Annotated in this window: 27 protein-coding genes; 7 read left to right on the forward strand and 20 right to left on the reverse strand. The window is 58.9% G+C overall.

The genetic code is table 11. The features are described 5' to 3' along the window. Positions 1-72: 72 nt before the first annotated feature. From AAFN47_RS25605 to trbB, 13 genes are all read right to left on the reverse strand, one after another. On the reverse strand, positions 73-390 hold the full coding sequence (locus tag AAFN47_RS25605; RefSeq protein WP_420406517.1) for a transcriptional repressor TraM: 318 nt from the start codon (positions 388-390) through the stop codon (positions 73-75). 521 nt (positions 391-911) lie between these two features. Further along, complete coding sequence (locus AAFN47_RS25610; RefSeq protein WP_499812080.1) at positions 912-1,649, reverse strand: helix-turn-helix transcriptional regulator; 738 nt, start codon at positions 1,647-1,649, stop codon at positions 912-914. Between the two features lie 1,228 nt (positions 1,650-2,877). Further along, positions 2,878-4,182, reverse strand: a complete 1,305-nt coding sequence (trbI, locus tag AAFN47_RS25615) for an IncP-type conjugal transfer protein TrbI (protein ID WP_420406519.1) — start codon at positions 4,180-4,182, stop codon at positions 2,878-2,880. Then, positions 4,179-4,646, reverse strand: a complete 468-nt coding sequence (trbH, locus tag AAFN47_RS25620) for a conjugal transfer protein TrbH (protein WP_420406520.1) — start codon at positions 4,644-4,646, stop codon at positions 4,179-4,181. Before trbH ends, trbI begins: the two co-directional genes overlap by 4 nt. A 4-nt stretch (positions 4,647-4,650) precedes the next feature. Further along, a complete protein-coding gene (trbG, locus tag AAFN47_RS25625) occupies positions 4,651-5,430 on the reverse strand; it encodes a P-type conjugative transfer protein TrbG (protein ID WP_420406606.1) in 780 nt (259 codons plus the stop codon). Between the two features lie 121 nt (positions 5,431-5,551). After that, positions 5,552-6,214: a conjugal transfer protein TrbF gene (locus AAFN47_RS25630; RefSeq protein WP_420406521.1), complete on the reverse strand. Its 663-nt coding sequence runs from the start codon at positions 6,212-6,214 to the stop codon at positions 5,552-5,554. Positions 6,215-6,222: 8 nt separating this feature from the next. Then, positions 6,223-7,389: a P-type conjugative transfer protein TrbL gene (trbL, locus tag AAFN47_RS25635; protein ID WP_420406522.1), complete on the reverse strand. Its 1,167-nt coding sequence runs from the start codon at positions 7,387-7,389 to the stop codon at positions 6,223-6,225. After that, positions 7,370-7,570 (reverse strand): TrbJ/VirB5 family protein, encoded by a 201-nt coding sequence (locus AAFN47_RS25640; RefSeq protein ID WP_420406523.1) that lies wholly within the window; start codon positions 7,568-7,570, stop codon positions 7,370-7,372. The genes trbL and AAFN47_RS25640 overlap by 20 nt, the downstream gene beginning before the upstream one ends. Further along, positions 7,567-8,364: a P-type conjugative transfer protein TrbJ gene (trbJ, locus tag AAFN47_RS25645; RefSeq protein ID WP_420406524.1), complete on the reverse strand. Its 798-nt coding sequence runs from the start codon at positions 8,362-8,364 to the stop codon at positions 7,567-7,569. The genes AAFN47_RS25640 and trbJ overlap by 4 nt, the downstream gene beginning before the upstream one ends. Further along, positions 8,336-10,783 (reverse strand): conjugal transfer protein TrbE, encoded by a 2,448-nt coding sequence (locus tag AAFN47_RS25650; protein ID WP_499812081.1) that lies wholly within the window; start codon positions 10,781-10,783, stop codon positions 8,336-8,338. Before AAFN47_RS25650 ends, trbJ begins: the two co-directional genes overlap by 29 nt. 6 nt (positions 10,784-10,789) lie before the next feature. Then, positions 10,790-11,089: a conjugal transfer protein TrbD gene (locus AAFN47_RS25655; RefSeq protein ID WP_420406526.1), complete on the reverse strand. Its 300-nt coding sequence runs from the start codon at positions 11,087-11,089 to the stop codon at positions 10,790-10,792. Next, positions 11,082-11,453: a TrbC/VirB2 family protein gene (locus AAFN47_RS25660; RefSeq protein ID WP_420406527.1), complete on the reverse strand. Its 372-nt coding sequence runs from the start codon at positions 11,451-11,453 to the stop codon at positions 11,082-11,084. The genes AAFN47_RS25655 and AAFN47_RS25660 overlap by 8 nt, the downstream gene beginning before the upstream one ends. After that, a complete protein-coding gene (gene trbB, locus AAFN47_RS25665) occupies positions 11,443-12,414 on the reverse strand; it encodes a P-type conjugative transfer ATPase TrbB (RefSeq protein WP_420406528.1) in 972 nt (323 codons plus the stop codon). Before trbB ends, AAFN47_RS25660 begins: the two co-directional genes overlap by 11 nt. A 503-nt stretch (positions 12,415-12,917) precedes the next feature. Here trbB and repA point away from each other — a divergent pair. The 3 genes from repA to repC all read left to right on the forward strand — a co-directional run bounded on the left by repA (position 12,918) and on the right by repC (position 16,730). Continuing rightward, positions 12,918-14,141, forward strand: coding sequence for a plasmid partitioning protein RepA (gene repA / locus AAFN47_RS25670; protein ID WP_499812082.1), 1,224 nt, complete (start codon positions 12,918-12,920; stop codon positions 14,139-14,141). Next, the gene (gene repB, locus AAFN47_RS25675; protein WP_499812083.1) at positions 14,138-15,163 is read left to right on the forward strand and encodes a plasmid partitioning protein RepB; all 1,026 of its coding nucleotides are present in this window, start codon (positions 14,138-14,140) and stop codon (positions 15,161-15,163) included. The genes repA and repB overlap by 4 nt, the downstream gene beginning before the upstream one ends. Before the next feature lie 250 nt (positions 15,164-15,413). Beyond that, on the forward strand, positions 15,414-16,730 hold the full coding sequence (gene repC / locus AAFN47_RS25680; protein ID WP_499812084.1) for a plasmid replication protein RepC: 1,317 nt from the start codon (positions 15,414-15,416) through the stop codon (positions 16,728-16,730). Positions 16,731-16,771: 41 nt separating this feature from the next. On the opposite strand, the gene AAFN47_RS25685 is transcribed toward repC, so the two are convergent. Next, the gene (locus AAFN47_RS25685; protein ID WP_499812085.1) at positions 16,772-16,981 is read right to left on the reverse strand and encodes a hypothetical protein; all 210 of its coding nucleotides are present in this window, start codon (positions 16,979-16,981) and stop codon (positions 16,772-16,774) included. 85 nt (positions 16,982-17,066) lie between these two features. Further along, the gene (locus tag AAFN47_RS25690) at positions 17,067-18,008 is read right to left on the reverse strand and encodes a recombinase family protein (RefSeq protein WP_499812086.1); all 942 of its coding nucleotides are present in this window, start codon (positions 18,006-18,008) and stop codon (positions 17,067-17,069) included. A gap of 282 nt (positions 18,009-18,290) precedes the next feature. Here AAFN47_RS25690 and AAFN47_RS25695 point away from each other — a divergent pair, with 282 nt between their 5' ends. The 3 genes from AAFN47_RS25695 (at position 18,291) to AAFN47_RS25705 (ending at position 21,119) form a co-directional block, all read left to right on the forward strand. Then, positions 18,291-19,397 carry an RHE_PE00001 family protein gene (locus AAFN47_RS25695; protein ID WP_499812087.1) on the forward strand — a complete coding sequence of 369 codons (1,107 nt, stop codon included), beginning with the start codon at positions 18,291-18,293 and terminating at the stop codon, positions 19,395-19,397. Next, on the forward strand, positions 19,398-20,156 hold the full coding sequence (locus AAFN47_RS25700) for a hypothetical protein (RefSeq protein WP_499812088.1): 759 nt from the start codon (positions 19,398-19,400) through the stop codon (positions 20,154-20,156). A 105-nt stretch (positions 20,157-20,261) separates the two neighbouring features. Beyond that, complete coding sequence (locus AAFN47_RS25705; protein WP_499812089.1) at positions 20,262-21,119, forward strand: hypothetical protein; 858 nt, start codon at positions 20,262-20,264, stop codon at positions 21,117-21,119. 93 nt (positions 21,120-21,212) lie between these two features. Here AAFN47_RS25705 and AAFN47_RS25710 read toward each other — a convergent pair whose 3' ends face one another. The 5 genes from AAFN47_RS25710 to AAFN47_RS25730 form a co-directional block, all read right to left on the reverse strand. Further along, entirely contained in the window at positions 21,213-21,506 is a 294-nt protein-coding gene (locus AAFN47_RS25710; RefSeq protein WP_499812090.1) for a hypothetical protein, read from the reverse strand. A 36-nt stretch (positions 21,507-21,542) separates the two neighbouring features. Next, positions 21,543-21,881 carry a PadR family transcriptional regulator gene (locus AAFN47_RS25715; RefSeq protein ID WP_499812091.1) on the reverse strand — a complete coding sequence of 113 codons (339 nt, stop codon included), beginning with the start codon at positions 21,879-21,881 and terminating at the stop codon, positions 21,543-21,545. 474 nt (positions 21,882-22,355) lie between these two features. Next, positions 22,356-23,555 carry a hypothetical protein gene (locus AAFN47_RS25720; RefSeq protein WP_499812092.1) on the reverse strand — a complete coding sequence of 400 codons (1,200 nt, stop codon included), beginning with the start codon at positions 23,553-23,555 and terminating at the stop codon, positions 22,356-22,358. Beyond that, complete coding sequence (locus AAFN47_RS25725) at positions 23,552-23,881, reverse strand: hypothetical protein (RefSeq protein WP_499812093.1); 330 nt, start codon at positions 23,879-23,881, stop codon at positions 23,552-23,554. The genes AAFN47_RS25720 and AAFN47_RS25725 overlap by 4 nt, the downstream gene beginning before the upstream one ends. Beyond that, positions 23,878-24,471 (reverse strand): hypothetical protein, encoded by a 594-nt coding sequence (locus tag AAFN47_RS25730; protein WP_499812094.1) that lies wholly within the window; start codon positions 24,469-24,471, stop codon positions 23,878-23,880. Before AAFN47_RS25730 ends, AAFN47_RS25725 begins: the two co-directional genes overlap by 4 nt. Before the next feature lie 155 nt (positions 24,472-24,626). Here AAFN47_RS25730 and AAFN47_RS25735 point away from each other — a divergent pair, with 155 nt between their 5' ends. Next, complete coding sequence (locus tag AAFN47_RS25735) at positions 24,627-25,316, forward strand: hypothetical protein (RefSeq protein WP_499812095.1); 690 nt, start codon at positions 24,627-24,629, stop codon at positions 25,314-25,316. The last annotated feature ends 44 nt before the right edge of the window (positions 25,317-25,360 follow it).

Genomic DNA, 25,360 nt, shown 5'->3' on the forward strand with positions numbered 1-25,360 from the left:
TGCCAGGTCGCTTCGGCCAATCATCATTCGAGCGCTCAGCCGGAAGCCAGCGAGACACATATACGAAAGGTGTTAGTGGGCTTTCGATTCGGAAGGAATGTTAGGCACATAACCCAAAGCATCAATGACAATGCGGACCAGCTCGTGGTGGATCTTCAGTTTGAGCAAAGCGTGGCGGTACGAATGGCGAAGCTCACGCAAATCGTCCTCTGACGCACATGAAGACTGGCATGCCTCGATCTGGTCAAACAACAATTGCGATCGCTCGAGGTGTTGATGGTTCTCCCGAATGCAATCTGTGACGAGCTTCGACAATTCTTCGGATGTCAGATCTTCGAGAATCATGACAATCGACCGGTCATTGATCTCACCGTCAAAATTGTTTGGCATACATCTTCCCGTGGCTTGAGCCGCGGTGCGCCCCCGCGACAATTAAAGATCTCGACCCCAAGCCGGGGATTGGAAAACCGTCACAGACGGTCCCTGCGACCTTTAGCACCGAGGCACCTGGACATATGTCGCAGGCCCCCGGCCGTTGGCCGAAGGATCCTTGGTGCCGTAACGGCCGGCACCAAACCGCTGTGAAGGGGTTTCCAAGCCCCGAGTCGGCGCGTACCGCCTCGCGACCTTCTATATTGCACCCGACCATGACTTTCCAGCCAAACCGGACGAATTGTAGGGCGATGCATGAAGTCACATCACCCCATGACGGAGATGCAACGGACCGGGGCAGAAAGCTTTATAGTTCGTCAGTTATCTGTCACGTGTCCACGCGATCTGTGAAACTGTCAAAATGGTGAACCGACTGCAAACGCAAACCAATGGCAGATGTTCGAGGCTCTCTTCCCCTTTTTCAAGAAAGAGGAGGCGTCGAGTGAGCAGGAAACAGGTGTTTGGACGTAAAGGGAGCTTTAGAGGTCCGGAGGAAACAAACCGGCTCGGTGCGCGATCGAGACAGCATGCGTATTGCTGGCGGCGTTGAGTTTCGAGCGCGCGCTCTCGAGATAACAGCGGACCGTATGTTCGGAAAGACCCAGGATCATCGCACACGCCCAGGCAGTCTTCCCTTCTGCCGTCCATTGCAGGCATTCGAGCTCCCGCGGTGAGAGTTTGCGGCGATTCCGGGAGTTCCCAGCAAGGTGCAAGACCCGATCGTGGATGTGCACCGCAAGGACCTGGAAGTCGCGAGAAATTTCGAGTTTTTCTTTTTTCCAAACGCGTTCAGAGAGATCAGACGTGATTGTAACCAGGCCATGGTCACCGCTGCGTCCGTGGACCGGAACAGTCAACCCGCGACGTCCGAGGCCGAACTCCGATGCCTCGCCGAAAAATGTCTTGAGTACTCCTTGAGGATTGCCGAACTCGGTCCAATCCATCGGAAGCAGCCGCCGCATTCCCCTGTGAATGACCGGATCGATGTCAACATAGTTGCGCTGCTTGTAGTGTTCGACCCAGTCTGAAGAGTAGGTTACAGCGAGATAGGGCTCTGCTTGACGGGTTCCGGCCAGACCCGTACCAAGATATGCCGCCGACTTGACGTCGTAGCGAGACGCCAATCGACTCATCGCTGTCTCCAACATTTGGTGGTCGGTTGCCGCGGCAATTTCGGCAAGCGAAACAGACAGGGCGGTACTATCAAATTCATTCATGAACGGATGCTACTTGGATTGCTTCTAACGATAATCGCTTAAGAATTGGTTGTAGTGATCAGATGATCGAATTTCATTCTGGTCTGGCGTGGGTTGCCCTGGATCTCTGGTACCATGATGATATCCTTAAGAAATTCGTCAGAAATGTGGTGCGCAGATTATAGTTCCGCTAACACCATTGATTGCTTTTCTCTTAGTAGGGAATGTCTCGTCAGGGGCTGTTCCGTAGTGCGGCTTGGTGTCTGAAGGACGCAGGACACCGTTGAGCTTATGGCGGGACAGGACGCTGTCGCAGGCGAGTTGCATCGACGACAGTGAGGCCGGTCGTAACATAGGCGCGAAAAACAAACGTGAGCACGCAATCGTTCGTGGGAACGGTTGCTACTTCTCACGTAGATCGATTCTTCACCGCTTCGTGAACCCGGCAGGTAGTCGACGTGCAGGAATCCTGCTTTTCAAATCAGGCCAAGTCGTATGGCGTTCGAGGCAGCCTGCCGGGCAGTTGGCAGCGCCAGGTTTTCGCGTCTCCTCATCGAGATAGCAGCGGACCACCAGTCCGAGGTGTTGCGGCAATGTCAGGCATCGACATGCCATCGGCAAACCACCTCATGCATTCTGGTTCCTTGGGAGAAAGTCGGATTTCACAAGCGAGGCACGTGTCCGCAGTCACTGATCCGAGACGCACGTGGACGAACGTAACCGCAACCGCTGTCGTTATTGGATCGGGGTCTGGTTCGATCGATATGTGCGGCTTGTCAGAGGCCAGCGTGAATAACATACGGTACCGGAAGCCGATCGGGACGGAGACCAAAGACCCTGATTGAATGCCAAAGAGGTCCGCATCCTTGTGAAACCGCATCTTGTTTCTGCGCCGAATACGGCGGGTTGCCCGCCCCGATCACGAGAACATCGCCGGTCCACGTTGGTCCTTGTCACAACCGGATCAACGTTAAGGAAATTCATCTCAACGTACCGGTCATGCCACTCATATTGATAGGTCGGTTAGGCCTCTCCTGCCGCTTAGATGCAGATAGGAATAAGAGTCGGACCCGGCATCCGCCGCGATTTCGCGCAAGATACGGCGTGTTGCGCGCTCGTCGAGCGGCAGCGACAGTTCGTCGATGAGATGCAACAACAGCTCATTCAATATTATGTACATCCAGCACAATGCGCCGCATTAAGCAGATCCTCCTGGTGCAAAGGGGCGTATCGCGAAGAAGCGTCAGCTTCAACGATAGGTTTGCGGAAACACGATATCCTGATCGACCAGAATATTAAACCGATAGCCGGGACGGATCTCCAAGGTTGGCTGCACATTGAGGTTCTTCGACACCGTTTGTTCCGAAATCTGGCCAAACGTCTCGGCGAAGGATCGCCTCGCCGCGTCGCTGGCGCTGTCCACCGTCGTCGACGTGCTGTTGTCGTCGGGGAGCAGCATGTCGGTGCCGGCGCCGATGAGCGCCACCAGGATCGCCGACCCGAACGTACGCAGATAGTGGTTATCGACCTGATCGTGGAAACCGCCATAGCCCGCCCCATCGGTTCCAGCCATGCCGCCAATCTGGAGCGTTGAGCCATTCGGAAAGATGATGTCCGTCCAAACGACCAGCACCCGGTTCTGGCCGAATGTGACCTCGGAGTCGTAACGCCCGAACAGCTTCGCGCCCTGCGGAATCAACAACCGCCGCCCCGTCGCGCTGTCATAGACGTTCTGCGAGACCTGCGCGGTGATGCGGCCGGGAAGATCGGAGTTGATGCCGGTGATGAGCGTGGCCGGAATGACCGAGCCGCGCTTCAGCTCGAACGGCGACATTTGTGGCACCACGGAGTTCGGCAGATAGCCGAGGTCGGCGATGTCCTGGTTGAAAAACTGCTGTTTGGATGCCTGCCCGTTCGGATCGGCGTTCTGCCCGATGCCGGACTGGAGAGCGGCGCTATAGAGATCGAGCGCGCTTGCCGGCCGGTTCGCGGTCGTCACCCCTGCTTGCGGAGAGGACGGCGTCGCCGCAACACTCGTGTTTTCGAGGTCCTTCAGGTTGACTGCGATCGGAGAGTCAAATGCCGCGCCCTCTGCCTGGATGCTCGCCATCCGCTGGCGCTGGTATTCTCTGAGCATCTGTTCGTCCTGTTCGCGCTGCAGGCGCGCCCGCCACACCTCTTCCGGCTCAAGCGTCGGCTGAGGGGCGGTTACGACGGTCGGCGTCGGTTCAGGCTCCCGCTGAAACGGGTTCCTCGGTCGCTCGGGCTCCGGACTTGGCGTCGGTTGGACCACGACGGGCTGCGGCTCGCCGATGATCCCGTCCGGCACGCCCTGTTTCAGCCGCTCGGCGTCGTTGGACGCGGGCCGCGCCGACGACGGCTCGATCTGTGGGTCTCCGCCGAAATGCAAGCCTCGCGACGACAGCCCATAGAAGATGACCGCCAGGAAAGTCACGACCAGCAGGATGGCGACGATCACCGGAACGCGATTGAGGCGCCTGATGCTCGGCCCGTCCTGCGGACCGGCGCCGCCGAGTTTCAGCGACTCTGTCATGACGCGCCCTCCGATCCACGCTGCATGACAGAAAAGGGACTGGCCGGTGTCGCGCCCGTGGCGCTGAGCGTGTACATGCGGGTCAGCTCGACCTGCAGGGTCGAGAGCCGCACCAGCACGTCACCCTCAAAGGGATCGATCGAATAGGCCAGCGGCGTCACCGCGCCGCCATCGGTCGCCTGATTTGTGACGACGGCATAGCCCCATTCGCGGAGCGCCGCCTCCAGGGCCGGGCCAAACAGGTCATCATCGCCACGCAGCTCGATCGTGGTCGTGCCCGGCCCCACATGCTCCGCCAGCCGACCAATCATATCGCCGGCAATGGCAGTCGCCGATTCCGGCGTGAGTTCGGCCGTGACTTCGCTCCGGATGAGGCCAGGTCCGCTAATGGTTTGGCACGCGGCGAGCAGGGCCAGGAGCACCAGGGCAGCTGGCAAACGGAATAAGGTTCTGATCGCGCGCATTCCCCTACCCTCCCCGCCGGATGGTGATCTTCTGTTGCTGGCGGCCGACGCCCGAGACCAGAACCGCCCGATCGATGTTGTAGTCGACGACCATCATCGTGCCGTTCATGCGGTAGTTGACGATCCGGTTTTCGCCTCCGGAGACGACGAACAGGACGGGCGTCTCCTGCCCCGACAGGGAGGACGGAAACTGGATGTAGGTCTTCATCCCGTCGCTGTAGATCCGCGTTGGCCGCCAGCGCGCCGAGCCGCTCACATTGAACGCGAAGTCGAGCTGGTCGGCCGGAACTCCGGCGCCGGGCACAACGCTCGCCTCGATGCGCGCGTTGATTTCCGCGAAGCGCGCATAGATGTCTTCGGGATACTCGAAGCCGACGCGCGCCATGTACTGGCTGTGATGCGATTTGAGCTGAATATGATAGGTCCGCCGCGACGTGGTCACGACCATTGACGTAACGAGACCAGCTTCGGACGGTTTGACGATCAGGTGGATCGCCTGTCCGCTCGGCGCACCCGAGGTTGCCGGTTCGACCTTCCAGCGAACGGTGTCGCCAAGAAGGACGTCGCGCACCACCTCCCCGCCCTGGAGCTCGATATCGCAGACCTGCAGCGGTGAGCAGACGACCGATGGCTGAACCTCGCCAAAAAGGAAGATCACCTTGCCGTCGGCGCCGCGCGTTACCACACCTTGCCGATGTTGCCACTGGCCAGAGAGCTGGGTGCCGCGCGCTTCGTTGCTTGTCAGCTGTTGTCCCTGTGCGGGCAGCGTCGCCACCGTAATCATCACGCCGGCGCAAAGCGCGATGCCGCGGATATTCTCTTTTCTCATTCACCTATCCTCCGGGGCACTTTCAGTTGGGCCGCGTGTCTTTGTCCCAGACGTTGCAGTCTGGCGCGAACGCGGCTCAGAGCTGCGCCGTCCAGTCAAAATCCTTCAAATAAAGTCCGATGGGGTTGAGGCGGATCACCGCCTCGTCCTGTGGCGGGGTCAGGGTCACGGTTGCGACACCACGGAACCGCCTGGTGGCGACTTCCTTGCCCTGCCGGTCCCGCTCATATTCGGTCCAGTCGATCTGGTAGCTCTGATTTGAGAGCGGCACGATATTCGTGACCTCGATCGCCACGGTCTTTTCGCGCGCGCGATCGAAGGGCGAATTGCTCCGGAACCAGGCATTGATCTTCTCGGTCGCCGGATCGGACGACCTCAGCAGCGCATAGGCGCGATCGATGTATTGCTTCTGGACGACAGTGTCGGGCGTGACCGAGCGGAAGTTCGAGATGAAGCTTCCAAGCGTCGCGCGCACCACGCGAGGATCCGCATATTCGATCTGTTGCGGAAATCCTGTGGTCGCCGCCGTGCCCAGCTTATCCACTTCAACGATATAGGGGACCAGCTTGACCTGCGTGCTCTGATAAAGCGCGTAGGAAAAGCCGATCACCGCCATGAGCATGCCGGTGATGCCGACGATCCGCCAAGCGGCCGCCGCTTTCACATAGGAGCCATAGCGCTCGTTCCATTCCTGGCGCGCGGCGAGATAGGGATTTTCCGGGATACTGGTTCTGGCCATGGTCTTTGTCACGCTTTCTCGTCACGGTTCGGGCGGGCAGCGGGACGGCCCTGGGACTGGTCCAGTTTCGCGTTGGCGAGGCCCAACGTGGATGCGCCCCAGGTGCCCGGGACCCCGATCGCCTTGTCGCGGGCGGCAGAGGCGGCCGCGCCGCCGGCGGCGCCCATGCCGCTCGCCATGCCCTTGAGCGCTGCCCCGCCAAAGGAACTGCCGGCGGCGCGGGCATCGGACCAGGCCGCGGCCCCTGCCCTCGCCCCGCCCACGGCAAGCGCTGCGCCGCCCGCCGCGAAGCTTGCCGCCTGGGCGCCATGGCGGATGGTTTCCATTCCGCCCGTGACCGAGACGCCCTGAACCATGCCCTGCACGATGTTGGGGACATACATGGCAATGACGAACACAACGACCGAGATGCCGGCGATCGCCAGCGTCGCCAGAAACTCGTCGCCCGTCGTCGGCGAATTGGCGAGGTTGATCAGAACCTCCGACCCGATCCGCGCGATCATCACCAGCGCCATCAGCTTCATGCCGACCGAGAACGCATAAATGAGATACCGGACCGAGAAATCCTTGGTGAAGCTCGAACCGCCGAGCCCGAGCATGATCATGCCGGCCAGAAGTCCGACATACATCTCGACCATGACCGAGACGAAGATCGCTGCAACGAGGCTGAAGCAGATGACCGTGATGACCATGGCGAACACGGCGGCGATCGCCAGTGCATTGTCCTCGAACAGCCCGAACTGCGCCTTGGCCGACATGGCGCTTGCGACCTCAAGACCGGCGTTGAAGACATTGGCTGGCGAGGCGGACCCGCCGCCGGCTCCGATCTGGAACAGGCTGTCGACGACCGCCTTCGCAAAATCCGGACCCTCTTCCAGAATGAAGACGAACAGGCCGATGAACATGATGCGCCGGACAAGCTCCGCGAACCAGGTGTCGAGAGAGGCCGCCGAGATTACCAGCCAGACCGCGGCGATGCCGACTTCAATGCCGGCGAGAATCCAGAAAAGCGATCTGGCCGCGTCGAGGATCGTCGTTTCCCACCCCTGAGCCGCCGTCGCGATCTCGTTTTCAAGCGTCGTCAGTAAGGTGCCTTCCTGAGCCAATGCGGGATTGGCCCAGAGGGCGACGCTTGCGATTGCGAAGAGGGCGAGCCTAGTTTCCGGACGTGCCATCGGCCCCGCCTTCGTTCCTGCCCCAGCGCGGTCGCATCTCCTGGCCGCCTTCGAGATCGTAGTGCTGCCGTTCCGGGGCGGTCGCCGCAGGTGCGTCCGGTTCGGTGGTCGTGTTCCAGACAACGATGCCGACGACGACAACGACGACCGCGCAGATCGCAATGATGAAGAGCCTGGTCACCAGCGCGGCTCCATCGTCTGCCCGCCCGATGTCGAGGGCGTGGTTGAATTGAAGAATTCCTCACGGCGGTTCTGTGCGAGGTCTTTTGCGGCCTGTTCGGACTGATACCAGGTGCCCATCATCGTCACCTGCTGTGAGACGAGCCCGCGCAGCTTCTGGGCCTGGGCGACCTGCTGGGCGGCGATCTCATGACCGACCTGCAGCGCCTGCATCTGGCCGACGGACGATTGCGACATCGACCGGAGCTGGCTCATCGTCGATTCCTCGGAGCTGAACTGGTCGGCCGTCAGTCCCGCCGCCCTGAGCGTCGCGCCAATCGTGTCACGGTTCGTGTCGGACCAGTCCTGATAGCTCGACGAAAAAGTCTGCCCGTTGGCGAGGCCCGACTTGAAATCGGCAAAGCTCTCGAAACGCTGCCGCAGCACGTCATCGGCATTACCCATCGAGAAGGCGATCGATTGACCCTGCTGGACGAGGCTCTGCAGCTGCATCAGATCGCTCTCGACCTGACCCCAGACATGGCTCGGCAGCGTCAGCGTGTTCTGCAGCATGTTCTCGTAGATCCTCAGCTGGTTCTGGATCTGCTCGGCCAGCTGCGTGATCTGGGTGACCTGGTTCTGAATTTGCTCGGCCGATTGGCCGACGAGACCGACCAGTTCGCCATTGTTGAGGATCTGCGTGAATTCCGTCGCTCCGAAGAACCCGCCACCGCCGGCATGGGTACTTGTGGCCGACGTAGCTGAGAGGATTGCGGCTATCGCAATCCTAGCTGTGCGTGAGAATGCGCTTGGCATCATCCACTCCCCTTTCCTCCAGCCAGGCCGCTGGCCATTCCTCGCCATGCGCCTCGCTGAGCTGATCAATGCGTTTGAGATTGTCCTTTCCGGACGCGCCTACGAAGGCGAGCGCCACGGGTCCGAGCGCCATATCAAAGAGCCGCCGGCCTTCGGGCGAGGCGACGTAGTATTCGCGCTTGGGAACAGCCGTCGCGACGATTTCGATCTGCCGGTCGTTGAAGCCAATGCGCTCGTAGAACTCGCGTGTGCCCGATTCCCGCGCCGCGCCATTGGGCAGGCAAATCTTGGTCGGGCAGCTTTCCTTGAGCACGTCTATGATGCCGGACTGCTCCGCATCCGAGATCGACTGCGTGGCCAGAACGACCGCGCAATTGGCCTTGCGCAGCACCTTCAGCCATTCGCGGATCTTGTCGCGGAACATCGGATGGCCGAGCATCAGCCAGGCCTCGTCGAGGATGATGAGACTCGGTGCGCCGGTGAGGCGTTTTTCGATGCGGCGGAAGAGATAGAGCAATACGGGCACGAGATTGCGCTCGCCCATATTCATGAGTTCCTCGACTTCGAAGGTCTGGAAGAACCCGAGAGTCAGCCCGTCCTCTTCCGCGTCGAGGAGCTGCCCCATCGGCCCGTCGACCGTGTAGTGCTGCAGGGCCGTCTTGATCTCGCGCATCTGAACGCCGCTGACGAAATCGGACAGCGAGCGCCCGCGGGCGTCGGCAAGCAGACCGATCTGCCGCGCAATCGCGTTGCGGTGGTCCGGCGTAATGGTCACGCCCTGCATGGCGACGAGCGTCTCGACCCACTCGGCCGCCCACGCGCGGTCACCGTCTGTCAAGAGCTCGGCCAGCGGGCAGAAGGCGAGCGCTGTCCCCTCCCCCGCTCCGATCTCGTAGTGATCTCCGCCCGCGGCCCTGGTCAGCGGATAAAGCGACTTGCCCTTATCGAAGGCGAAGATCTGCGCATGCTCATAACGCCGGAACTGCGCGGCGATCAGCGCCAACAATGTCGACTTGCCCGATCCCGTCGGGCCGAAGATCAGCGTGTGGCCGACATCGTCGACGTGAAGGTTCAACCGGAAGGGAGATGAGCCACTTGCGACCTGCATCAGCGGCGGAGCGTTGGGCGGATAGAAGGGACACGGCGCTGTCGCGCTGCCGGCCCAGACGGAGTTGACCGGAATGAGATCGGCAAGGTTGCGCGTGTTGATCAGCGGTTCGCGCACATTGGCGTAAGTGTTGCCCGGCAGGCTGCCGAGATAGGCCTCGGTGGCGTTGAGGGTTTCGATGCGGGCGCCGAAGCCCTCGGCCTGGATGAGCCTCCGGACAGCCTCTGCCTGATCGCGAAGCCGGGCTTCATCCGTGTCGAACATCACGATAACGGGCGTGTAATAACCGTAAGCGACGAGCTGGGACGAGGCCTCGGCGATCGCGTCTTCGGTTTCGGCAACCATGGTCATGGCGTCCTGGTCGACCGAACGGCTCTGGGTCTGGAAAAGCTGATCGAAGAAGGGTCGCACTTTCTGCTGCCACTTCTTTCGCGTCCGCTCGAGCTTTTGCCGCGCTTCCTGGTCGTCGAGGAAGATGAAGCGGGATGACCAGCGATAGGTCAGCGGCATCAGGTCGAGCGAATTGAGGATGCCGGGCCAGCTCTCGGCCGGAAACCCGTCGATCCCGACAACGGCGAGGTAGCTGCCGTCGACCATGGGCGAGAGCCCGTGATGAAACTCGGCCGTCACCAGCCAATCGAGATACATCGGGATCGCCGGCAGTCTGACCGGATGGTTTTCCCCGAGGATGCAGAACCGGATGAACTGGAAGAGTTCGTCGTAACGCGCCTCGTCGCCGCTCTCGGGATGAACAACCGTCCGCGTGACCATGCGGCGGATCATCAGAACATTGCCGAGATATTGCTCGACCTCGCGGATCGAGGTCTGGAAGGAAGTGAGCACCCCATCGGCATAGGTTTGCGAGCGGCTACCCTCGTCGGAATAGATGTAACGGGCCATGGCCGAACGGCGCGGTTCCGGCGGCCGATAGGTCAGGATCAGTGCATGCTGGCTTTCATAGTGGCCGCGCTCGGCCATGAAATGGTCGCGCCGCTGATCGTCGATCGCGCGGGTCACCGGGTCGGGAAAGTGGCAGTCCTCGCGCGCGGGATAGGCCGTCGTGGGCACGCGAACCGCCTCGACCTGGATCATCCAGCCGGACCCGAGCCGCGAGAGGACGGCGTTGATTTGTCGCGAGACCTCGTTGCGCTCGATATTGGTGGAACTCTCCGAATCCGGCCCGGCAAAGTACCATCCGGCCATCAGCGAGCCGTCCTTCAGCAGGATGACACCGTTGGCGACCAGACCGGCGTACGGCAACAGGTCGGAAAAGGACGGCTTTGAGTTTCGGAACTGTTTGAGCGTCACCATGGTCGGTCAGTACCTCCGCCAGGGCGACGAGGTTGGCCGATAGTTCGGGCGGTATCCGATATGGCGCAGATAGACCTGCCGCATCATCGGGTCGGCTTTCGCCATGATGCGCAGCACGCCGACAACGCCGATCCAGATCGCAATGCCCAGCAACACCGAGAACCAGGTCAAGACGACGAAGATCAGAATGACCGTCGCAAGCCCGGTCAAAAGCACCAGTTCGCGGTCGGCGCCCATCAGATGGTTCGGCCGCGACAGCGCGCGATGGATCCGCGCGGTTGCGAGGGGAGCAACGGTTTCAGCCATCGCTCCCCTCCCCCGCCGCACTCAGGTCCGCCTGACCAGGGAGATCAATCGAGGCGCCCGATGCGCCGAACAGGCCAACGATCTGTGTGGCTCCGAGCAATATACCGGCAACAAGCACGACATACATCAGCCTGCGCGCGAAGTCGTTGAGTTCGCCACCAAAGATCAGCATGCCGCCGGCGACAGCGACGGCGGCAAGGGCGATGAAGCCAGCCACGGGGCCGGTGATGGATTCCTGGATCTGCTCGAGGGGACCTTCCCATGGTAGGCTGCCGCCGGAACTGGCAAGCGCCGGCGACGCGGCGACCCAAACGACGGCTATCATGAGCCCCAAAGTCGCGGGGCGGCGGAATTTATGCGGCATGGCTGTCCTCATCGATCTGTGCGTGATGGTCGGTTTCGTAGGTCGCGCCGTCGAAGCCTCTGAGCCGCATTACGTCGCGGACACGGCGACCGGTGGCGGTGCGTTCGATGGAAACGACGAGATCGACCGCTTCCGCGATGACCTCGCGCATTGGCTGCTGGCTTGCTTCTGCGGTGAGCTGCTCGAGGCGCCTCAGAGCGGAATGCGCGTTGTTTGCGTGGATTGTCGTGATCCCGCCCGGGTGACCGGTGTTCCAAGCCTTCAGGAGCGTCAGCGCGGCGCCGTCCCGAACCTCGCCGACGATGATGCGGTCCGGTCGAAGACGCATGGTGCTCTTGAGCAGGCGCGCCATGTCGACTGTGTCCGTCGTGTGCAGGCAAACCGCGTTCTCCGCGGCGCACTGGATCTCGGCGGTGTCTTCGAGAATAAGCAAACGGTGTGCGGGTGTTTCGCAGACGATCTCGGCAATCACCGCATTGGCCAGGGTCGTTTTGCCCGAGCCGGTTCCACCCGAAACGACAATGTTCAGGCGATCGTGGACTGCGTGGCGAATCAGGCTGGCCTGCATTTTGGTCATGACACCGCTGGACACATAGTCCGACAGCGGGATCAGGCGGGACGCGCGCCGGCGGATCGTGAAGCTCGGTGCGCTCACGACCGGCGGCAAAAGTCCTTCGAAGCGATGACCGTCGATCGGCAACTCACCGGAGATAATGGGTTGTTCCTCATCGACCTCCGTTTGCAGGGCATGGGCAACGCTGCCGATTATGATTTCGGCTGCGGCAGGCTTGAGCTCACCGATGGGCTCGATCCCCTCCCCGAGCCGTTCGATGAAAAGACGTCCGTCCGGATTGAGCATCACCTCGACGACATCGGCGTCTTCGAGCGCGGCACAGATCGTCTCACCAAGCGCATCACGCAGCTTACGGATCAGCCGTGACCGGGAGGACGACGCGGTCATTGCGTTCCTCCTCTCGGTGCAACCTCGGCACCATCGTTACGACCAAACAAGGTTTGCATTACATCCGCCGCTGCTACTCAAAGGTGAGTTCCGGCTTTTGCCGCAGGAAGCGGATTCGGTCATCCCGGCAGTTCTGCCGGGGCTGTGTCCTAATTGGTGATGGAACCGTCCTTGCCGGGGCATTGAGGCGACTCACTTTGCTGAGTCGGGGTCAAATTGGCGGATTTCTGCAGATTTTTTTGCCAGAGCCGGTTTCTCGAATTTGTCGCCATGTTTTGGTCCCGGCAAAACTGCCGGGGAAATTGCAGGAGACATTCAGGTCCGTTGTTGCGGTAAAATACTGAAAAATATATAAAAAGCGGAAGAGCGACGTTTGAGCTCTCTCGGATCGCTGTGGACTGTTAAGGGTTCATTAACCAAAAATGGCTGGACGCAAGCTTAGAATCGTGGATGGTGTAAATCGGGTTATACGCAGAATAACGCACCTAACCCGATAGGGATAAATGCACCAGATGATTGCGATGTCGCACGTTCAGAGCGGACCAGAGACACCGGAAGAGAAGATCATGCGACACGCTGGCCTCCTCTCAGGTCAGCTACAATCGATTCGGGAACGGATGTATCCCCCGGAAGCACAGAAGTCTCTCAGGCGGTTGATGACCCACGAGGTATCAAAACTGACGACCATTCCCGAACCTACCCTACGATCATTGTCAAATGAGGGAAAGGGTCCGGTACCGGATCGGCTAGACAACAACTATCGGGTCTATACACTAGACCAGGTCAATGAACTGCGCCGCTTATTCGCTGAACAAAAGCCGGCAGATGCGCTTCGCTATCTTCCTCACCGCCGGCCGAACGAGCATCTGCAGATCCTCGGCGTCATTAACTTCAAAGGTGGTAGCGCCAAAACGACGACTGCTGCGCATTTGGCTCACTACTTGGCCTTTCAGGGCTATCGCGTTTTGGCGATCGACCTTGACCCGCAGGCATCGCTATCCGCGATGTTCGGTGCCCAGCCGGAAATGGATGTTGGTGAGAACGAGACCATTTACGCGGCTCTTCGCTATGGCTCGGAGCGCCGGCCAATGCGGGAGATCGTCCGCGAGACTTATTTTCCCGGGATTGATCTCGTTCCGGGCAATATCGAGGTTATGGAATACGAGCACGAGACGCCTCACGTACTTGCCAACAAATCGGCCTCTCGAGAAACCATATTCTTTGAACGCCTCCGGCTCGCAATTGGAGAAGTTGAGGACAACTACGATGTGGTTGTTCTTGATACCCCCCCTTCCCTCGGGTTCCTGACCCTTGGTGCAATCTACGCAGCAACGGGCATTATCGTGACAGTGCATCCAGCAATGCTGGATGTCATGTCGATGAGCCAGTTCCTCCTAATGATGGATGGGCTCATAGGTGCGATTCATGCGGAAGGCGGAGAACTCAAGCAGGATTTTTTCCACTACCTGATTACCCGGCACGATCCCAATGACCAACCGCAGGCTCAGGTCGTGTCTATGTTGCGCCATTTGTTCGCCGAAGATGTGCTTGCTCCGACCGCGGTCGAAAGCACGGCGATTGAGAGTGCGGGACTGGCCAAGAGGACGCTCTATGAGCTGGAGTCCGGGAACGTGGGCAGGGATACTTTCCGACGTGCCAAGGATTCGATCGACGCTGTGAATGATCGGATACTCGAACTTGTTCGCCAGAGTTGGGGACGGACATGACCAAGAAACCCAATTCAAAGTCTATTATCGCCAATTTCGGAGCACTATCGTCAGCGGCTCCGGATGAACCAGAACCTGCGGTGGACGGTCATAAAGCACCCCAGAGAACGTCGCCAAGGGTCGGCGCAGGAATTATCGGGGCGACACAGCGTTCTATGGCTGAAATTCGCGAGGAACGGGATCGGCTCCTTACGCTCGTCGAAAGTGGTGGCGCGATCCAGGAAATTAGCCCCGACCTTATCGAGCCCTCACCTTTTCCGGATCGGCTTGAGGACGACGACGCCGAAAGCTTCGAGGAATTTAAGAAGCGCTTCGACACTGAGGGTCAGAAGGTCCCCGTTCAGCTAAGGCCTCATCCTTTGGATGATGGGAAGTACCAGGTCATATTTGGCCACAGACGGTGGAGGGCGGCAAGAGAACTCGGTCGGAGCCTCAAGGCCGTCGTTACGACACTGACGGACTCTGAGCTCGTCATTGCGCAGGGCATTGAGAATTCCGATCGGCAAGATCTCACGTGGATCGAACGCGCCTTGTTTGCCATGCGTATGGATGAACAGGGCATCAAGCCGCGTGATATCAAGGCTGCACTGTCAATTGATGACGCAGAGCTGGCGAGACTTCGCCAAGTTCACCGCTCTGTTCCAATCGATGTCATTGAGTCAATTGGCCGGGCACCGAAGATCGGGCGACCGCGTTGGGTATCGTTTGCCCAAGCAGTTCAGAAGGACAGTAAGGCAGTGGCGCGCGTGCGAGAAACCTTGTCAGCTGACAAGGTCTGTTCGTCTGACGAGCGATTTCAGGCCGCGCTTGCCTCTGCTCTCGATCAGAGTGCGGCAGAAAGCAAGCAGACCGAATTGGATTTGCGTGACGCTGCAGGCGCGGTTCTGGCCAAGGCTACTTTTCGAGATCGTGACATACGGCTGAAGCTGTCCAAAGATAGCGCCGATGCCTTCGGTGAGTTCATGCAGGCGGAGTTACCAAAACTGGTTGAGCGCTTCCACAATGATGGTGGCGACTCATGAGATCGCCGATCAACCCTGTCAGCTGACAAGGTTGATCGGCGGTGCCGCGTCGCGGCTGACTAGAGGTGAATGGAAGGAAAGGACCAACGGCAAAAAGAAAAAGGCCCCCGAAACGACATCCCGGAAGCCCTTCTCAAAGGTTTAGCAGCTAGAGAATCGCACTTCCCGGAATCACAGTCAAGGCTCTTCTTGAGTCAGATACGTCGATTCGGCGAGCAGTTTTCTATTGCCTAGCGATAGGTGAAAGAAAATGCAGACGCATAACACAACGACGCCCTTTGGGCGGCGGCCGATGACGCTTGGCCTGATGGCAAGTCAAGTCGCCGCCAAATCCATGCCGCAAGGCGCCAGGGTCGAAAAGTGGAAGACCTTTCACGCGATCCGGGATGCCAAGGAGCCGCTTGGCACCACAGATCGTGCTTTGGCAATCCTCAACGCGCTGTTGTCGTTCCATCCGGAGAGTGAACTGACATCTGAAGGTGAACTGATCGTTTGGCCTTCCAACGAGCAACTGACCGCTCGAGCCAACGGCATGTCGCCGGCGACGCTTAGACGTCATCTGGCCTGTCTGGTCGACTGCGGGCTGATCATCCGCCGCGACAGCCCGAACGGAAAGCGGTTCGCGCGCAAGGGCAGGGGTGGTCAGGTCGAACAGGCCTATGGCTTCGATCTCTCGCCGATCGTCGCTCGCGCCGACGAGTTCGCGGAGCTTGCAGAGGCAGTCCAGGCCGAGAAGCGCGCCTACAAGGCCGTCAGAGAGCGACTGACCTTGTTGCGGCGGGACATCGTCAAGATGATCGACGCCGGCATCGAGGAGGGCGTACCGGGCGATTGGGGCCTGATGACACGAACCTATCAGGAAATCATGTCCAAGCTTCCCCGGACGGCACCCCGTCAGGTTCTCGAGGACATCTGCGAGGATCTCGAATTGCTCTGGGTGGAAGTGCATGAAACCTTGGAATCATTTGCGAAATCAGAAAACATGAGCGCCAATGAGTCTCATTCTGAGCGCCACATACAGAATTCAAACCCAGACTCCATATCTGAATCTGAAAGAGGCTCTAGAAAAAAAGATGAAGCGAGCGGCACGCCCACGGAAAACGACAACCTGCGGACCTTGCCGAAGCGGGAATTGCCATTGGGTATCGTGCTGGATGCGTGCAAGGGCTGGCGCGATCTGGCCAAAGACGGGGAAATCCGAAACTGGCGGGACTTTCTGGCGGCGGCGGAGGTTGGCCGCGTGATGCTGGGGGTCAGTCCAAGCGCCTGGCGCGAGGCCTGCGAGGTTCTCGGCGATAAGCACGCGACGATTACGCTCGCTGCGATCTATCAGCGGACCGATCAGATCAACAATCCCGGCGGCTATCTGCGCAGCCTGACCGACAAGGCGCGGGAAGGCAAATTCTCGGCCTGGCCGATGATCATGGCTCTGCTGAACGCCAAGCTCGAGGCGGACAAGGCCGCGGCCCAGGCGTCTTCTCAGGCCCAGCAAACACCGGAGGGCCGGGAAGGGGGATTCGAGGTGTCTGATGCTCTTCGTCAGTCGATGAAAAAGTGGGATTCATGACGCAGATCGGGGGGAGAGCCGGTTCTCGCCAGAACCGTGCGTCACTGGCTGTCGACGAGGCTGTCAAAAGCATCGAGGAGGGTGTCGACGATCGTCTGGCCAAGAGAATTGGCCGCGCCGGAGAGTTGCGTTTCGTCACCGGATCGGGCGGCCGTGGCAAGCGCAGAGCCTTGCTCAACGATGATCGTGTTGGCGCGCTCAATGGCCCATTGCGCGAATTCCTCGCGATTGTTGATGACCATCGTATCCATGATTGTGCTCCCGGCTTTACGGTTTGTTTGCCATGTTTCGCCTACGGTCGAGGCGCGCGATTTGTACTGCGTTCGCGCCAATTGTTCACCCCGGCACTTCTGCCACGGCATCGTCGATCAGGCCACTGCGTTTCGCACGGTCGATCAGGTTTTTGACGGAAGAGGGCGCCCATTTCGTACCTCCGCGCGGCGTGCGCTCATGCAGCCGTTCGAGTTGAGAGCCAATCTCGCGCAGTGTGAGCTCCGGATTGGAGGAATGGATCCCCGCCACGAGCGTCATGAGACGATGCTCCGGCGTCCGCGGCGGCGACTTTCGCAGAAGCGACGCATCAGCCATGCCTTCCGAAACCATCCATTTGACCGCCCGTCGCAGCCGTTCCGGCGTCCAGTCGAAGCCGCGCTGTTTCAGGAAACGGGCAATGTCATCCCATGTGTGGTCCGGGCGCATCCGCTTTACGGTCGGAAGCCATTGCGACGCTGTTGCCTGAAGACGTTCGCCATAGGCCGCTTGTTGCGCCAGCTTCATCTTCGAGAGCATCTCTGGCCGCCGCTCGCGAATCCCCGGATTGCCAGGTAGGCGTCCCTTGGCCTTTGCCGCTGCGATCCCGGCCTTGGTTCGTTCGGAGATCAAGGCACGCTCGAGCTGGGCCACGGCGCCGAGCACCTGCAGCGAGAACATGCCCTGGGGTGTGCTGGTGTCGATCGGATCCCTGAGCGACCGGAAATGCGCGCCCTTTGCCGTCAGGTCCTCGATGACTTCGAGAAGATGGCTAACGGAGCGCGCCAGACGATCGAGCCGCACTACGACGAGCGTGTCGCCGACGCCGATGTCCTGAACAAGCCTCGACAGTACAGGGCGGGCGCGAGAGGCGCCGGATCCATGTTCCTCGACGATCATCTCACAGCCGGCCGACCGCAGCTCCATTTCCTGCGCCTGGGTTGCCTGTTCGTCCGTAGAGACGCGCGCATAGCCGATAAGCCGGCCCTGTGGTCGACGCGAGATGCGATTATGCGTATCAGCGGCCATTTGCAGCGCCTGAGAGATCAATGAATGCCGGCATTCCAAACATAGAAGATACGGATAACTGATCGTTTGTAAACGTCTCTTGAGTGCCTTTCTCACATCCGAAAGTGCCAAAAACCCCGGAAAAAAGGGCTCTCTCGTCGATCTGAGCATCGATTGCCGGGCCTCTGTTCAATCCCGAAGGCCGCAGCGCTCATTATATATAGAGGGGCGTAGGAAATACCGGTGTGACGGAAATGAAAAGCGTGATAGCATCCGTATGGAAAACGAAGCGCCCTGTTATCAATGACTTATGAAATCAGAAAATTGAACCACGAGCCCCTTCTGGGACCGGTGGCGGCCGCTGAGGACGCGCTTGCGCGGCTCGATGAGCGGGTCGCCCGGTCCGAGGTGGGATCCGGCTTTGCCGAGCGGGCCGATTTCTTCGATTCCGTCTCCAGTATGTGGGTCGGCGGCGAACTCGTCCATCTCGAGGATTTGGTTCTCCACGACGCGCAGATGGACATTCGGGCGCCGAGCCATGAGCTGGTCATTGCACACCGCATTGTCCGGGCCCGGCGCCGGATCTTGAGGAACAATGCCGGTTGGGCGGTTTCGCGGTCGGGGATCATGGCGCTTGCCGGCATCGCCGAGGAACCTTCAGTTGAGACCGAAGCGGTCGATCGGGGAGGGGAGGGGGTGGAGCTCGACCTGGTCGGTCATGATGCACTGTCGCCCGAGCTCGCCGAGATCGACGAGGTCCTCGCGCGGACCCAATGGCTGGTCGATAGCAATGCGGCTGTCGAGCAAAGGAAGCGAGAACCCGAGATCAGTGTCGGCGAACTGCTCATTCGCGATCCGGATTGGGATGAAGGCGAGCGGATTGGCGAGTGGCTTGAGCTGGCTAAGCAAGTCGAACGGCTTCCGGCCACACTGGCCGCAGCGGTACTGTGGGATGCCTGGGAGCATCTCGAACCATTGCAGCGCCAGCACTGGCTTGGTCAGGTCCTCGTTTCGGATTTCCTGCGATCGCGCGGAAAGGTTCGTTCGCACCTGCTGGCCTATGCGGTTGGCCAGCGAGAAATTCCACGCGAGCGCCGCCGTGCTCGCGATCGAACGACGAGGCTGATAGCATCTCTCGATGCGATGAGCGCGGCGGCCGGCATGGGAGTGAAGGACATTGACAGACTGACGCTCGCGAAGCGGCAGCTTGAACGGAAGGTTGAAGGCCGGCGGACGACGAGCAGCCTTCCGGTCGCCGTTGATCTGCTGATGTCGCGGCCGATCGTGTCGGCGCAGATGATTGCGAAGGCTGCGAAGATCACGCCCCGCGGAGCCTTGAACCTGGTGGGAGAGCTCGGTGTGCGCGAGATGACGGGGAGGGGACGCTATCGTGCGTGGGGGATACTATGATTGACACAAAGTCTGGAGGTCGACGGAGGAACGGAGGATTCGATGGGCCTGATAAACCTTGAAGACCGGCGGACACGCGCCATCGCTGCTATCGACACTAGTGAGCTCGATCGGTTGATCGATGAGGCCATCACCTATGAGCAACATGGCAAACTAAATAACCTGCCGCTCCATGAATGTGGGGATTACGTGTCTGGCAGACTGCGATCCTTCGATCAGGCGCTTACCGAGTACCGGAAAGCAAAGTCTGCCAAGAAGCGCGACGAGACACTTTACTCTGCGCGTAAGGCCGGTCACGATCTGAGCTTTGCGGTCGGGCAGATGAAGCAGCGAGTGGAGGTCGAGGAGCGTGAGGGCCTTCTTTTTCGTGTTTTCGACCCATCGATCCCCCCCTTCAGTCTAACGGAGAACATGCAGGTTCGTGTCAGCTATCGGTGGCGTCGGAGCGCTGGGGACGACTGGAACTCTGGTTCTATTCTGTTCAAATACAAGGTCCGGCCTCGCGTTGACCCCTATGCATTTTCGCAGCCGAAGCCGAAGCGAAAGCCAAGCGCTAGAAAACTAGCAGAGGACCGTGAGAATGACCTGCGCCGAGAGTGGGAGCATCTTGAGCAACTGGCGCATTGGTCAGTGCGAGATTATTTTCGCGCAGGTCATGATGGTGCTGGCATTCCTGACGAGTTCGAGGTCAAGACCGGCGACCGCGAGCATCTGAACAACTTCAGTTGCGACTTCTGGGATCGCGATCGCGGCTCATGATATAGTTGTCCTCTGCCGCCCGCTCGTCTGTTTTGCGTCACGGACTGGTTGCAGAAACTTGGGAGAACCGACGCCCCGCAAGGGAGTGATGGAAGGAGCCAAAAATTGAGCCATCCAGATTTGCCCCCAACCGTGAAGGCCATGTTGGCGAGTGAAGGCCATCGCGTGCATCACCATCTCTGGCACTTCGTCCGAAGCGAAGAAAACTGGAACGGCTTGTCGCAAGCCGACAAGGACAGCCTGACCGCTGACGGATGGGCAGCGCCTCGATTTAACCAGGAGCCGGGATCCGGCCTCGATTTCCTCGGCATGCACCGGCAGATGATCCACATGACGAACACCGCTTTGGCCGCTGCAGGCGATTCAAATTGGCCAAACGTTACCGGATGGAACCCCATACCGTTTGAAGACAACAACTCCGATTGGCCCGTGCCGCAGTGGCAGGCAGCTCCCCCGCCTTGGGCAGACGCTGCACTGTGGCAGAACTTTACCGATCTTGCTGATCAGGCCCGCAGTGATGCACGGGTCAACGAAATGAAATCAATCGCCGCGATCTTCAGGGACTCCGGCCGGCTTTCCGCAATGAGTCTCGACGAGCTTGGTATTCAAATGGAGTGGAGTATTCATGGCTGGATGCATATGAGATGGAGCGGTGCTCCGGCCAATGATGCTTTTTCATCGGATCCAGACAATGATTGGCTTTTCCTTCCCTGGTCCTCTCACGTGAGCAGCACCTTCTGGAAGCTTCATGGCTGGATTGATGAACGCATCGCCGATTGGGAGGCAGCAACCGGCCAAGTGGCTGACTTGTCAAATGCGTGGGCTGGACCGCCGGCGCCGGAGGGAATGACGATTCATATGGCGGAGGCCAGACTGCTCAAGCACTTGCCGCCCCGTGAGGCCGTTCCAATGCCAATGCTTGTCAGCGAACCGATCATCAGGAGTCTGCTAAATATCCAGTGATGTTGCCGCCGGGAATGCAAACACAAGAAGCCGCTGGTGCCAGACCAGCGGCTTCTTGCCGCAGACTTGTAAACTTTGTGCCGCGCGCCAACGCTACATCATCAGAATCGCTGCCAGTCCTAATACAACGCCGATTATCGCCAATGCGTACATCGTAACATCGATAGCCGGCTTGTAGGCCTGTTGAAGGCTGTCCCATCCGACACGAAGTGCCCATGAACGACTTTCAGCAAGGTCTCCCGTTGCCTGATACCGTTCGGCAAACTCAGCGTCGAGCGCTGCCAGCCCCTCTTCACGGACGCTTGTCCGCAGTGAATGTTTGACCATCCACCTGGCCAGCCCCGGAGGGCGGACGTCTTCGTTTTGTGGCGGTTCGCCAGAAGCCATTGCGACCTCCCGCTGCTGCGCCCGCGACTCTCATCGCTATCCCGCGTCCGCCAGAAAAAACCGAATGATGGATCTTGCGGAGTCTGTCAGACTGTACACCTTTGCAGGCATTCCGCGGACACGGGGTCCACCCTCGGTTATGACTTGCGATGTCAGAAAGCCGGCGTCTTCAAGTTGCGACAGGTTCTGGTAAACCCGAGGCGTCGGCGCCTTCCTTCCATGTTCATCAAGAAGCTTCGCGATCCGTGCGCCATAGGCGTCTTCCTTAAGGCGATTGACCGCCGCAAGAATGAACATCCCAAAGGCACCACCGGGAACCTTCTCGGGTAACACCGCATCTATCTGGAGGTATTCACCTCCATGTTGTTCGAGCATTTTGCCAATTGGCATCTCCTATCGATGAGGAGTGGTTCGATCTCATCGGCTACCGTTCTTCGGTAGGTTGCAAGGATGACAATGAACTCAAGATCGAGCCACTCGTTGGGTTGATGCCCATGGCGCTCGGGGAGTTGACGCTCTCCGATCGCCATCGGGCGGTTGGAGCCCCAGTGATCCCCATTTGCAACTTGGAGATCACTGGGACGGTCATATAATAGTACAAAATAGACAGGGTTACAAGGTTACCCTATAAAATAATTAGGATAACGGACGGCCCGCAGAGGCAAGAATGGAGGGGGCAACCCAAGAACTGGCCGGCTTGAGGCGGACGAGAGGGTTTACTAGGCCCGGTCCCGCAATCGAGCGGTCGTTGGAGACGTCCCAAGATTCATGTAGGGCAATTGCCGCGATCTCAGCGACGGTCTGCCCGTAACCGATACAGCTACGGCGGCTAAGCTGAGGACGCATCCTTCACGACAATGCATTGAGCATTTCGCCAATGGCGCTGTTTTGCTCCGTTTCAGAGAGTTGGCGCCACCCGCGGTCCGCTCGTTCGAACATTTCTTCGCGATCGAGACCACCTAGAAGTCCCAGCGAGAAATGGTTCCTGTCGACGAATCGCTTCTTGAGCGTATCTCCCTCGGCAGACACGAGAGCGGCGAAAGCGGGACCAACTTCGTGAGCTTCAAGTCCGGATTGGGTCGCTCCCCAGGATTGAGCGGCGTTGGCCGCCATAAGTAGACCGCGGATGTTCGCACGGTTTTCGTGATTGCTTAGTCTACCACTTTGACGCCAGTCCTGGATCTTGACCGATCGATCCCAAAAGCAGAACCATTGCATGCGCCCCGCCAGCATCAGGTGCAACAGATCGTCCGCGACAACACACTCCTGTGCCTTGTAGCCCTGCTCGTGCGCCCAACCGAGCAAGTGCTCGCTTGCAAAGACATCGCACCAAATTTCTTCGTAGTCGTTTGGGCGTTGGAGGTGTTTGCGAATTTGCGCCACCACGTCTCCTAACTCATGGTCTTTGACCAGCAGCCCCTTTTCTTGAAGCTCCTGATCAACGGGCGTGAGTTCTCGTTTTCGTTGGTCTGAACGGGATGGATGGATATTCGCGATCGTTGATTGGATCCGCTTGTCTATCTTAGGGATCATATTGGGCAAGACGCGATAGAGAATGTGTGCCAGTTCATGGAGGGCGACGTAAACTCGGATCACGCGCCGGTAGCGGTCCATTCGTTGGTCGTCGTCAACGATCACTGAGAGCGACTGCGGCATGAAATCGTCTGTCAGCCTCAGAATGAACTGTGCGACTGCCGGATCCTTCTTGAGAAATATCGAAGCTGCGAGGTTGGAGTAAGCCGCTAGACCTAACGCCTGGTGGACGCTCTCATCGCCATCCTGCTCGCCACAAAAAATGAGAGCCAGAAGTCCGTCCAGACGGTTCGTGAAGTCCGTATCCCAAACAAGCACAGCCCGTCCGCTGAGCCGCTCGAATAAAACCTCAACCGAAGACGCGGTCGTGGACACCTCGATGATCGAAGCGATGCCGTCAGGCAGGGCCTGGCAAAAAACGGACCTGACATCGTCAATATACTCATCGCTTTCAGATTCGGTCCTGCAAATGCGATCGAAATCCAACCGTGTGCGGGCCCAACGCGGTATGATCAATCGCTCTTGCTCCCCTCCTCCTTGGTCTGGAGCGAGCGTAGAATCTTTGCTGCCTCTTCTGGAGTTGCTCCTTCGATTTCCACTTTTCCGTCCTTGGCAATCGTCACTTTGGAGATCTTCTTGCGGGCAACTGACTTCTCCAAAACATCGAGCACCTTGCTAATTACCGGGCTACCGAGGATGGCCGCAATCAGCCAAGAGAGTTCCCCCTCGACGCCGGTAATCTCATTTCCCTGAACCTCGGAATAGTCATAGCCCGCAAGAGCGCTTGCCATCTCTTCGGACAGTTCTTCGGCGCCTATGATGCTGATTTCGATTTCGCTCATTTGGCTTCCTTCCTTGCCAGTGCTGTTCCTTCCGTTTCGTGCTTTGGCACAAGAAGGGTGCTGAGCAGTCGGCCATATGAAACCCGCTGACCTTGACCATAGACCCGCGTAACGGTGGCAGCCGTGATCGGGTTGCTGAGATCGCGTTCGACGAGATCGAGCCGGTCGGTGGCCGTTGCCACGAAATGTGCACCACCGGCCTTCTCGATTGCGGTCCGGAGGCGACCGACGAAGGTTTCCGGTCCGTCCGCGGTCGAAAACGAAACGGGGTGGGTCGGTCTGGTCAAATCATCGACCTCGACATAGGCATGGAAGGATCCCGTTCTTGAAAAGTCCTCCCAACGCAATCCGCGAACGCTTGAAACCGGATAGGCGTTGCCCCTGGGCATGGTGATCGTGCCAGCGCGATAATCGACGGTTACCCGACGTTGCTTGAAGAATCCGGGTGTAGCAATTGGCCGTTCCACGTAAGCCGTCGCTGCCCTCGTCAACCACTTGAGACCAAACCAGATGAAGCCGAGGCGGACTGCCCAAACCCACCATGGCTGGCTCCGGTAAACCTCGACGATTTCGTTCCAAGTGATGCTCATTGTCCCAGACCCTATAGACCTATCGGTGGGCGGCTTGCCGACATTCTCGACCAATTCTGTCCACTCACAATGTCTATCTCAAGCCGTCCAGTTCAACGACCTCGTACAGATCACGGCGCGTGTTTCATATGTCAGACTCCGCAGATTGCGCGGACATGGACGTATGGGGCCTTTGTCCCAAATACCGGTCTGATGTTGCAAAGCCAGCCACTTTGGTCGGTGCTTCAAAATGCTCGCTCTCCGAAGTAGAGTTTCGCATGCCCAATGAGAAAAACAAAACCCCTCGCAAACATCGCGGGCGCTTTTCCAAGCGCATGAAAGTCATTTGGAATTCAGGCGGTTCAAAACGGTCGCTTGTTGAACTCATTGCTGGAATTGTTGTTTCACTAGCCGCGGGCCTGACGGTTTATGAAGTCCTGACACCCGAACCTCGATCCGTCATTGGCGTATCGCTCGACGATGATTGGAGCCGTACAAAACTCCTTGGGGAACCTCCGCTCGTTGATTTGATGGCGACGCTGGACGGAGAAGACGTTGACCTCAATTTTGCTGTACTGGATCGTTTCGAGAACGAGCTTCGAATCGAAATCAATTGTGCAGATTTTTCCTTTCTCGAAGAAGGTTCAGATCTCAACGGCCAAACCGTCTCCGTCGAAATGAAGCAATCCGGCAGCTATGAGCTCATCGTCGGGCGCGAGAACCCGGAGAATGTGCCGGTCTTTGAGAACCAGGTAGCCGACATCAACGGGCGCTGCCGAGGTGGAATTGTCGATTTACACTTCAAACTGGGACTCGGACAATTTCTGGAAAAACGTTACACTTCAATTGAGACTTTTGCGGCCTGAGTCTCAATTGAGGTGTAACGTTTCGTTGGCTATGCGAATGCTGC

This window comes from Hoeflea sp. CAU 1731 (assembly GCF_039888615.1).
In the GTDB taxonomy this organism is placed as follows: Bacteria; Pseudomonadota; Alphaproteobacteria; order Rhizobiales; family Rhizobiaceae; genus Flavimaribacter.

Excerpts from the sequence above, each read along its gene's own strand:
- AAFN47_RS25605 (WP_420406517.1), bottom strand. The coding sequence starts at position 390 with ATGCCAAACAATTTTGACGGTGAGATCAATGACCGGTCGATTGTCATG.
- AAFN47_RS25610 (WP_499812080.1), bottom strand. The coding sequence starts at position 1,649 with ATGAATGAATTTGATAGTACCGCCCTGTCTGTTTCGCTTGCCGAAATT.
- trbI (WP_420406519.1), bottom strand. The coding sequence starts at position 4,182 with ATGACAGAGTCGCTGAAACTCGGCGGCGCCGGTCCGCAGGACGGGCCG.
- trbH (WP_420406520.1), bottom strand. The coding sequence starts at position 4,646 with ATGCGCGCGATCAGAACCTTATTCCGTTTGCCAGCTGCCCTGGTGCTC.
- trbG (WP_420406606.1), bottom strand. The coding sequence starts at position 5,430 with ATGATTACGGTGGCGACGCTGCCCGCACAGGGACAACAGCTGACAAGC.
- AAFN47_RS25630 (WP_420406521.1), bottom strand. The coding sequence starts at position 6,214 with ATGGCCAGAACCAGTATCCCGGAAAATCCCTATCTCGCCGCGCGCCAG.
- trbL (WP_420406522.1), bottom strand. The coding sequence starts at position 7,389 with ATGGCACGTCCGGAAACTAGGCTCGCCCTCTTCGCAATCGCAAGCGTC.
- trbJ (WP_420406524.1), bottom strand. The coding sequence starts at position 8,364 with ATGCCAAGCGCATTCTCACGCACAGCTAGGATTGCGATAGCCGCAATC.
- AAFN47_RS25650 (WP_499812081.1), bottom strand. The coding sequence starts at position 10,783 with ATGGTGACGCTCAAACAGTTCCGAAACTCAAAGCCGTCCTTTTCCGAC.
- AAFN47_RS25655 (WP_420406526.1), bottom strand. The coding sequence starts at position 11,089 with ATGGCTGAAACCGTTGCTCCCCTCGCAACCGCGCGGATCCATCGCGCG.
- AAFN47_RS25660 (WP_420406527.1), bottom strand. The coding sequence starts at position 11,453 with ATGCCGCATAAATTCCGCCGCCCCGCGACTTTGGGGCTCATGATAGCC.
- trbB (WP_420406528.1), bottom strand. The coding sequence starts at position 12,414 with ATGACCGCGTCGTCCTCCCGGTCACGGCTGATCCGTAAGCTGCGTGAT.
- repA (WP_499812082.1), top strand. The coding sequence starts at position 12,918 with ATGCACCAGATGATTGCGATGTCGCACGTTCAGAGCGGACCAGAGACA.
- repB (WP_499812083.1), top strand. The coding sequence starts at position 14,138 with ATGACCAAGAAACCCAATTCAAAGTCTATTATCGCCAATTTCGGAGCA.
- repC (WP_499812084.1), top strand. The coding sequence starts at position 15,414 with ATGCAGACGCATAACACAACGACGCCCTTTGGGCGGCGGCCGATGACG.
- AAFN47_RS25685 (WP_499812085.1), bottom strand. The coding sequence starts at position 16,981 with ATGGATACGATGGTCATCAACAATCGCGAGGAATTCGCGCAATGGGCC.
- AAFN47_RS25690 (WP_499812086.1), bottom strand. The coding sequence starts at position 18,008 with ATGGCCGCTGATACGCATAATCGCATCTCGCGTCGACCACAGGGCCGG.
- AAFN47_RS25695 (WP_499812087.1), top strand. The coding sequence starts at position 18,291 with ATGACTTATGAAATCAGAAAATTGAACCACGAGCCCCTTCTGGGACCG.
- AAFN47_RS25710 (WP_499812090.1), bottom strand. The coding sequence starts at position 21,506 with ATGGCTTCTGGCGAACCGCCACAAAACGAAGACGTCCGCCCTCCGGGG.
- AAFN47_RS25715 (WP_499812091.1), bottom strand. The coding sequence starts at position 21,881 with ATGCTCGAACAACATGGAGGTGAATACCTCCAGATAGATGCGGTGTTA.
- AAFN47_RS25725 (WP_499812093.1), bottom strand. The coding sequence starts at position 23,881 with ATGAGCGAAATCGAAATCAGCATCATAGGCGCCGAAGAACTGTCCGAA.
- AAFN47_RS25730 (WP_499812094.1), bottom strand. The coding sequence starts at position 24,471 with ATGAGCATCACTTGGAACGAAATCGTCGAGGTTTACCGGAGCCAGCCA.
- AAFN47_RS25735 (WP_499812095.1), top strand. The coding sequence starts at position 24,627 with ATGGACGTATGGGGCCTTTGTCCCAAATACCGGTCTGATGTTGCAAAG.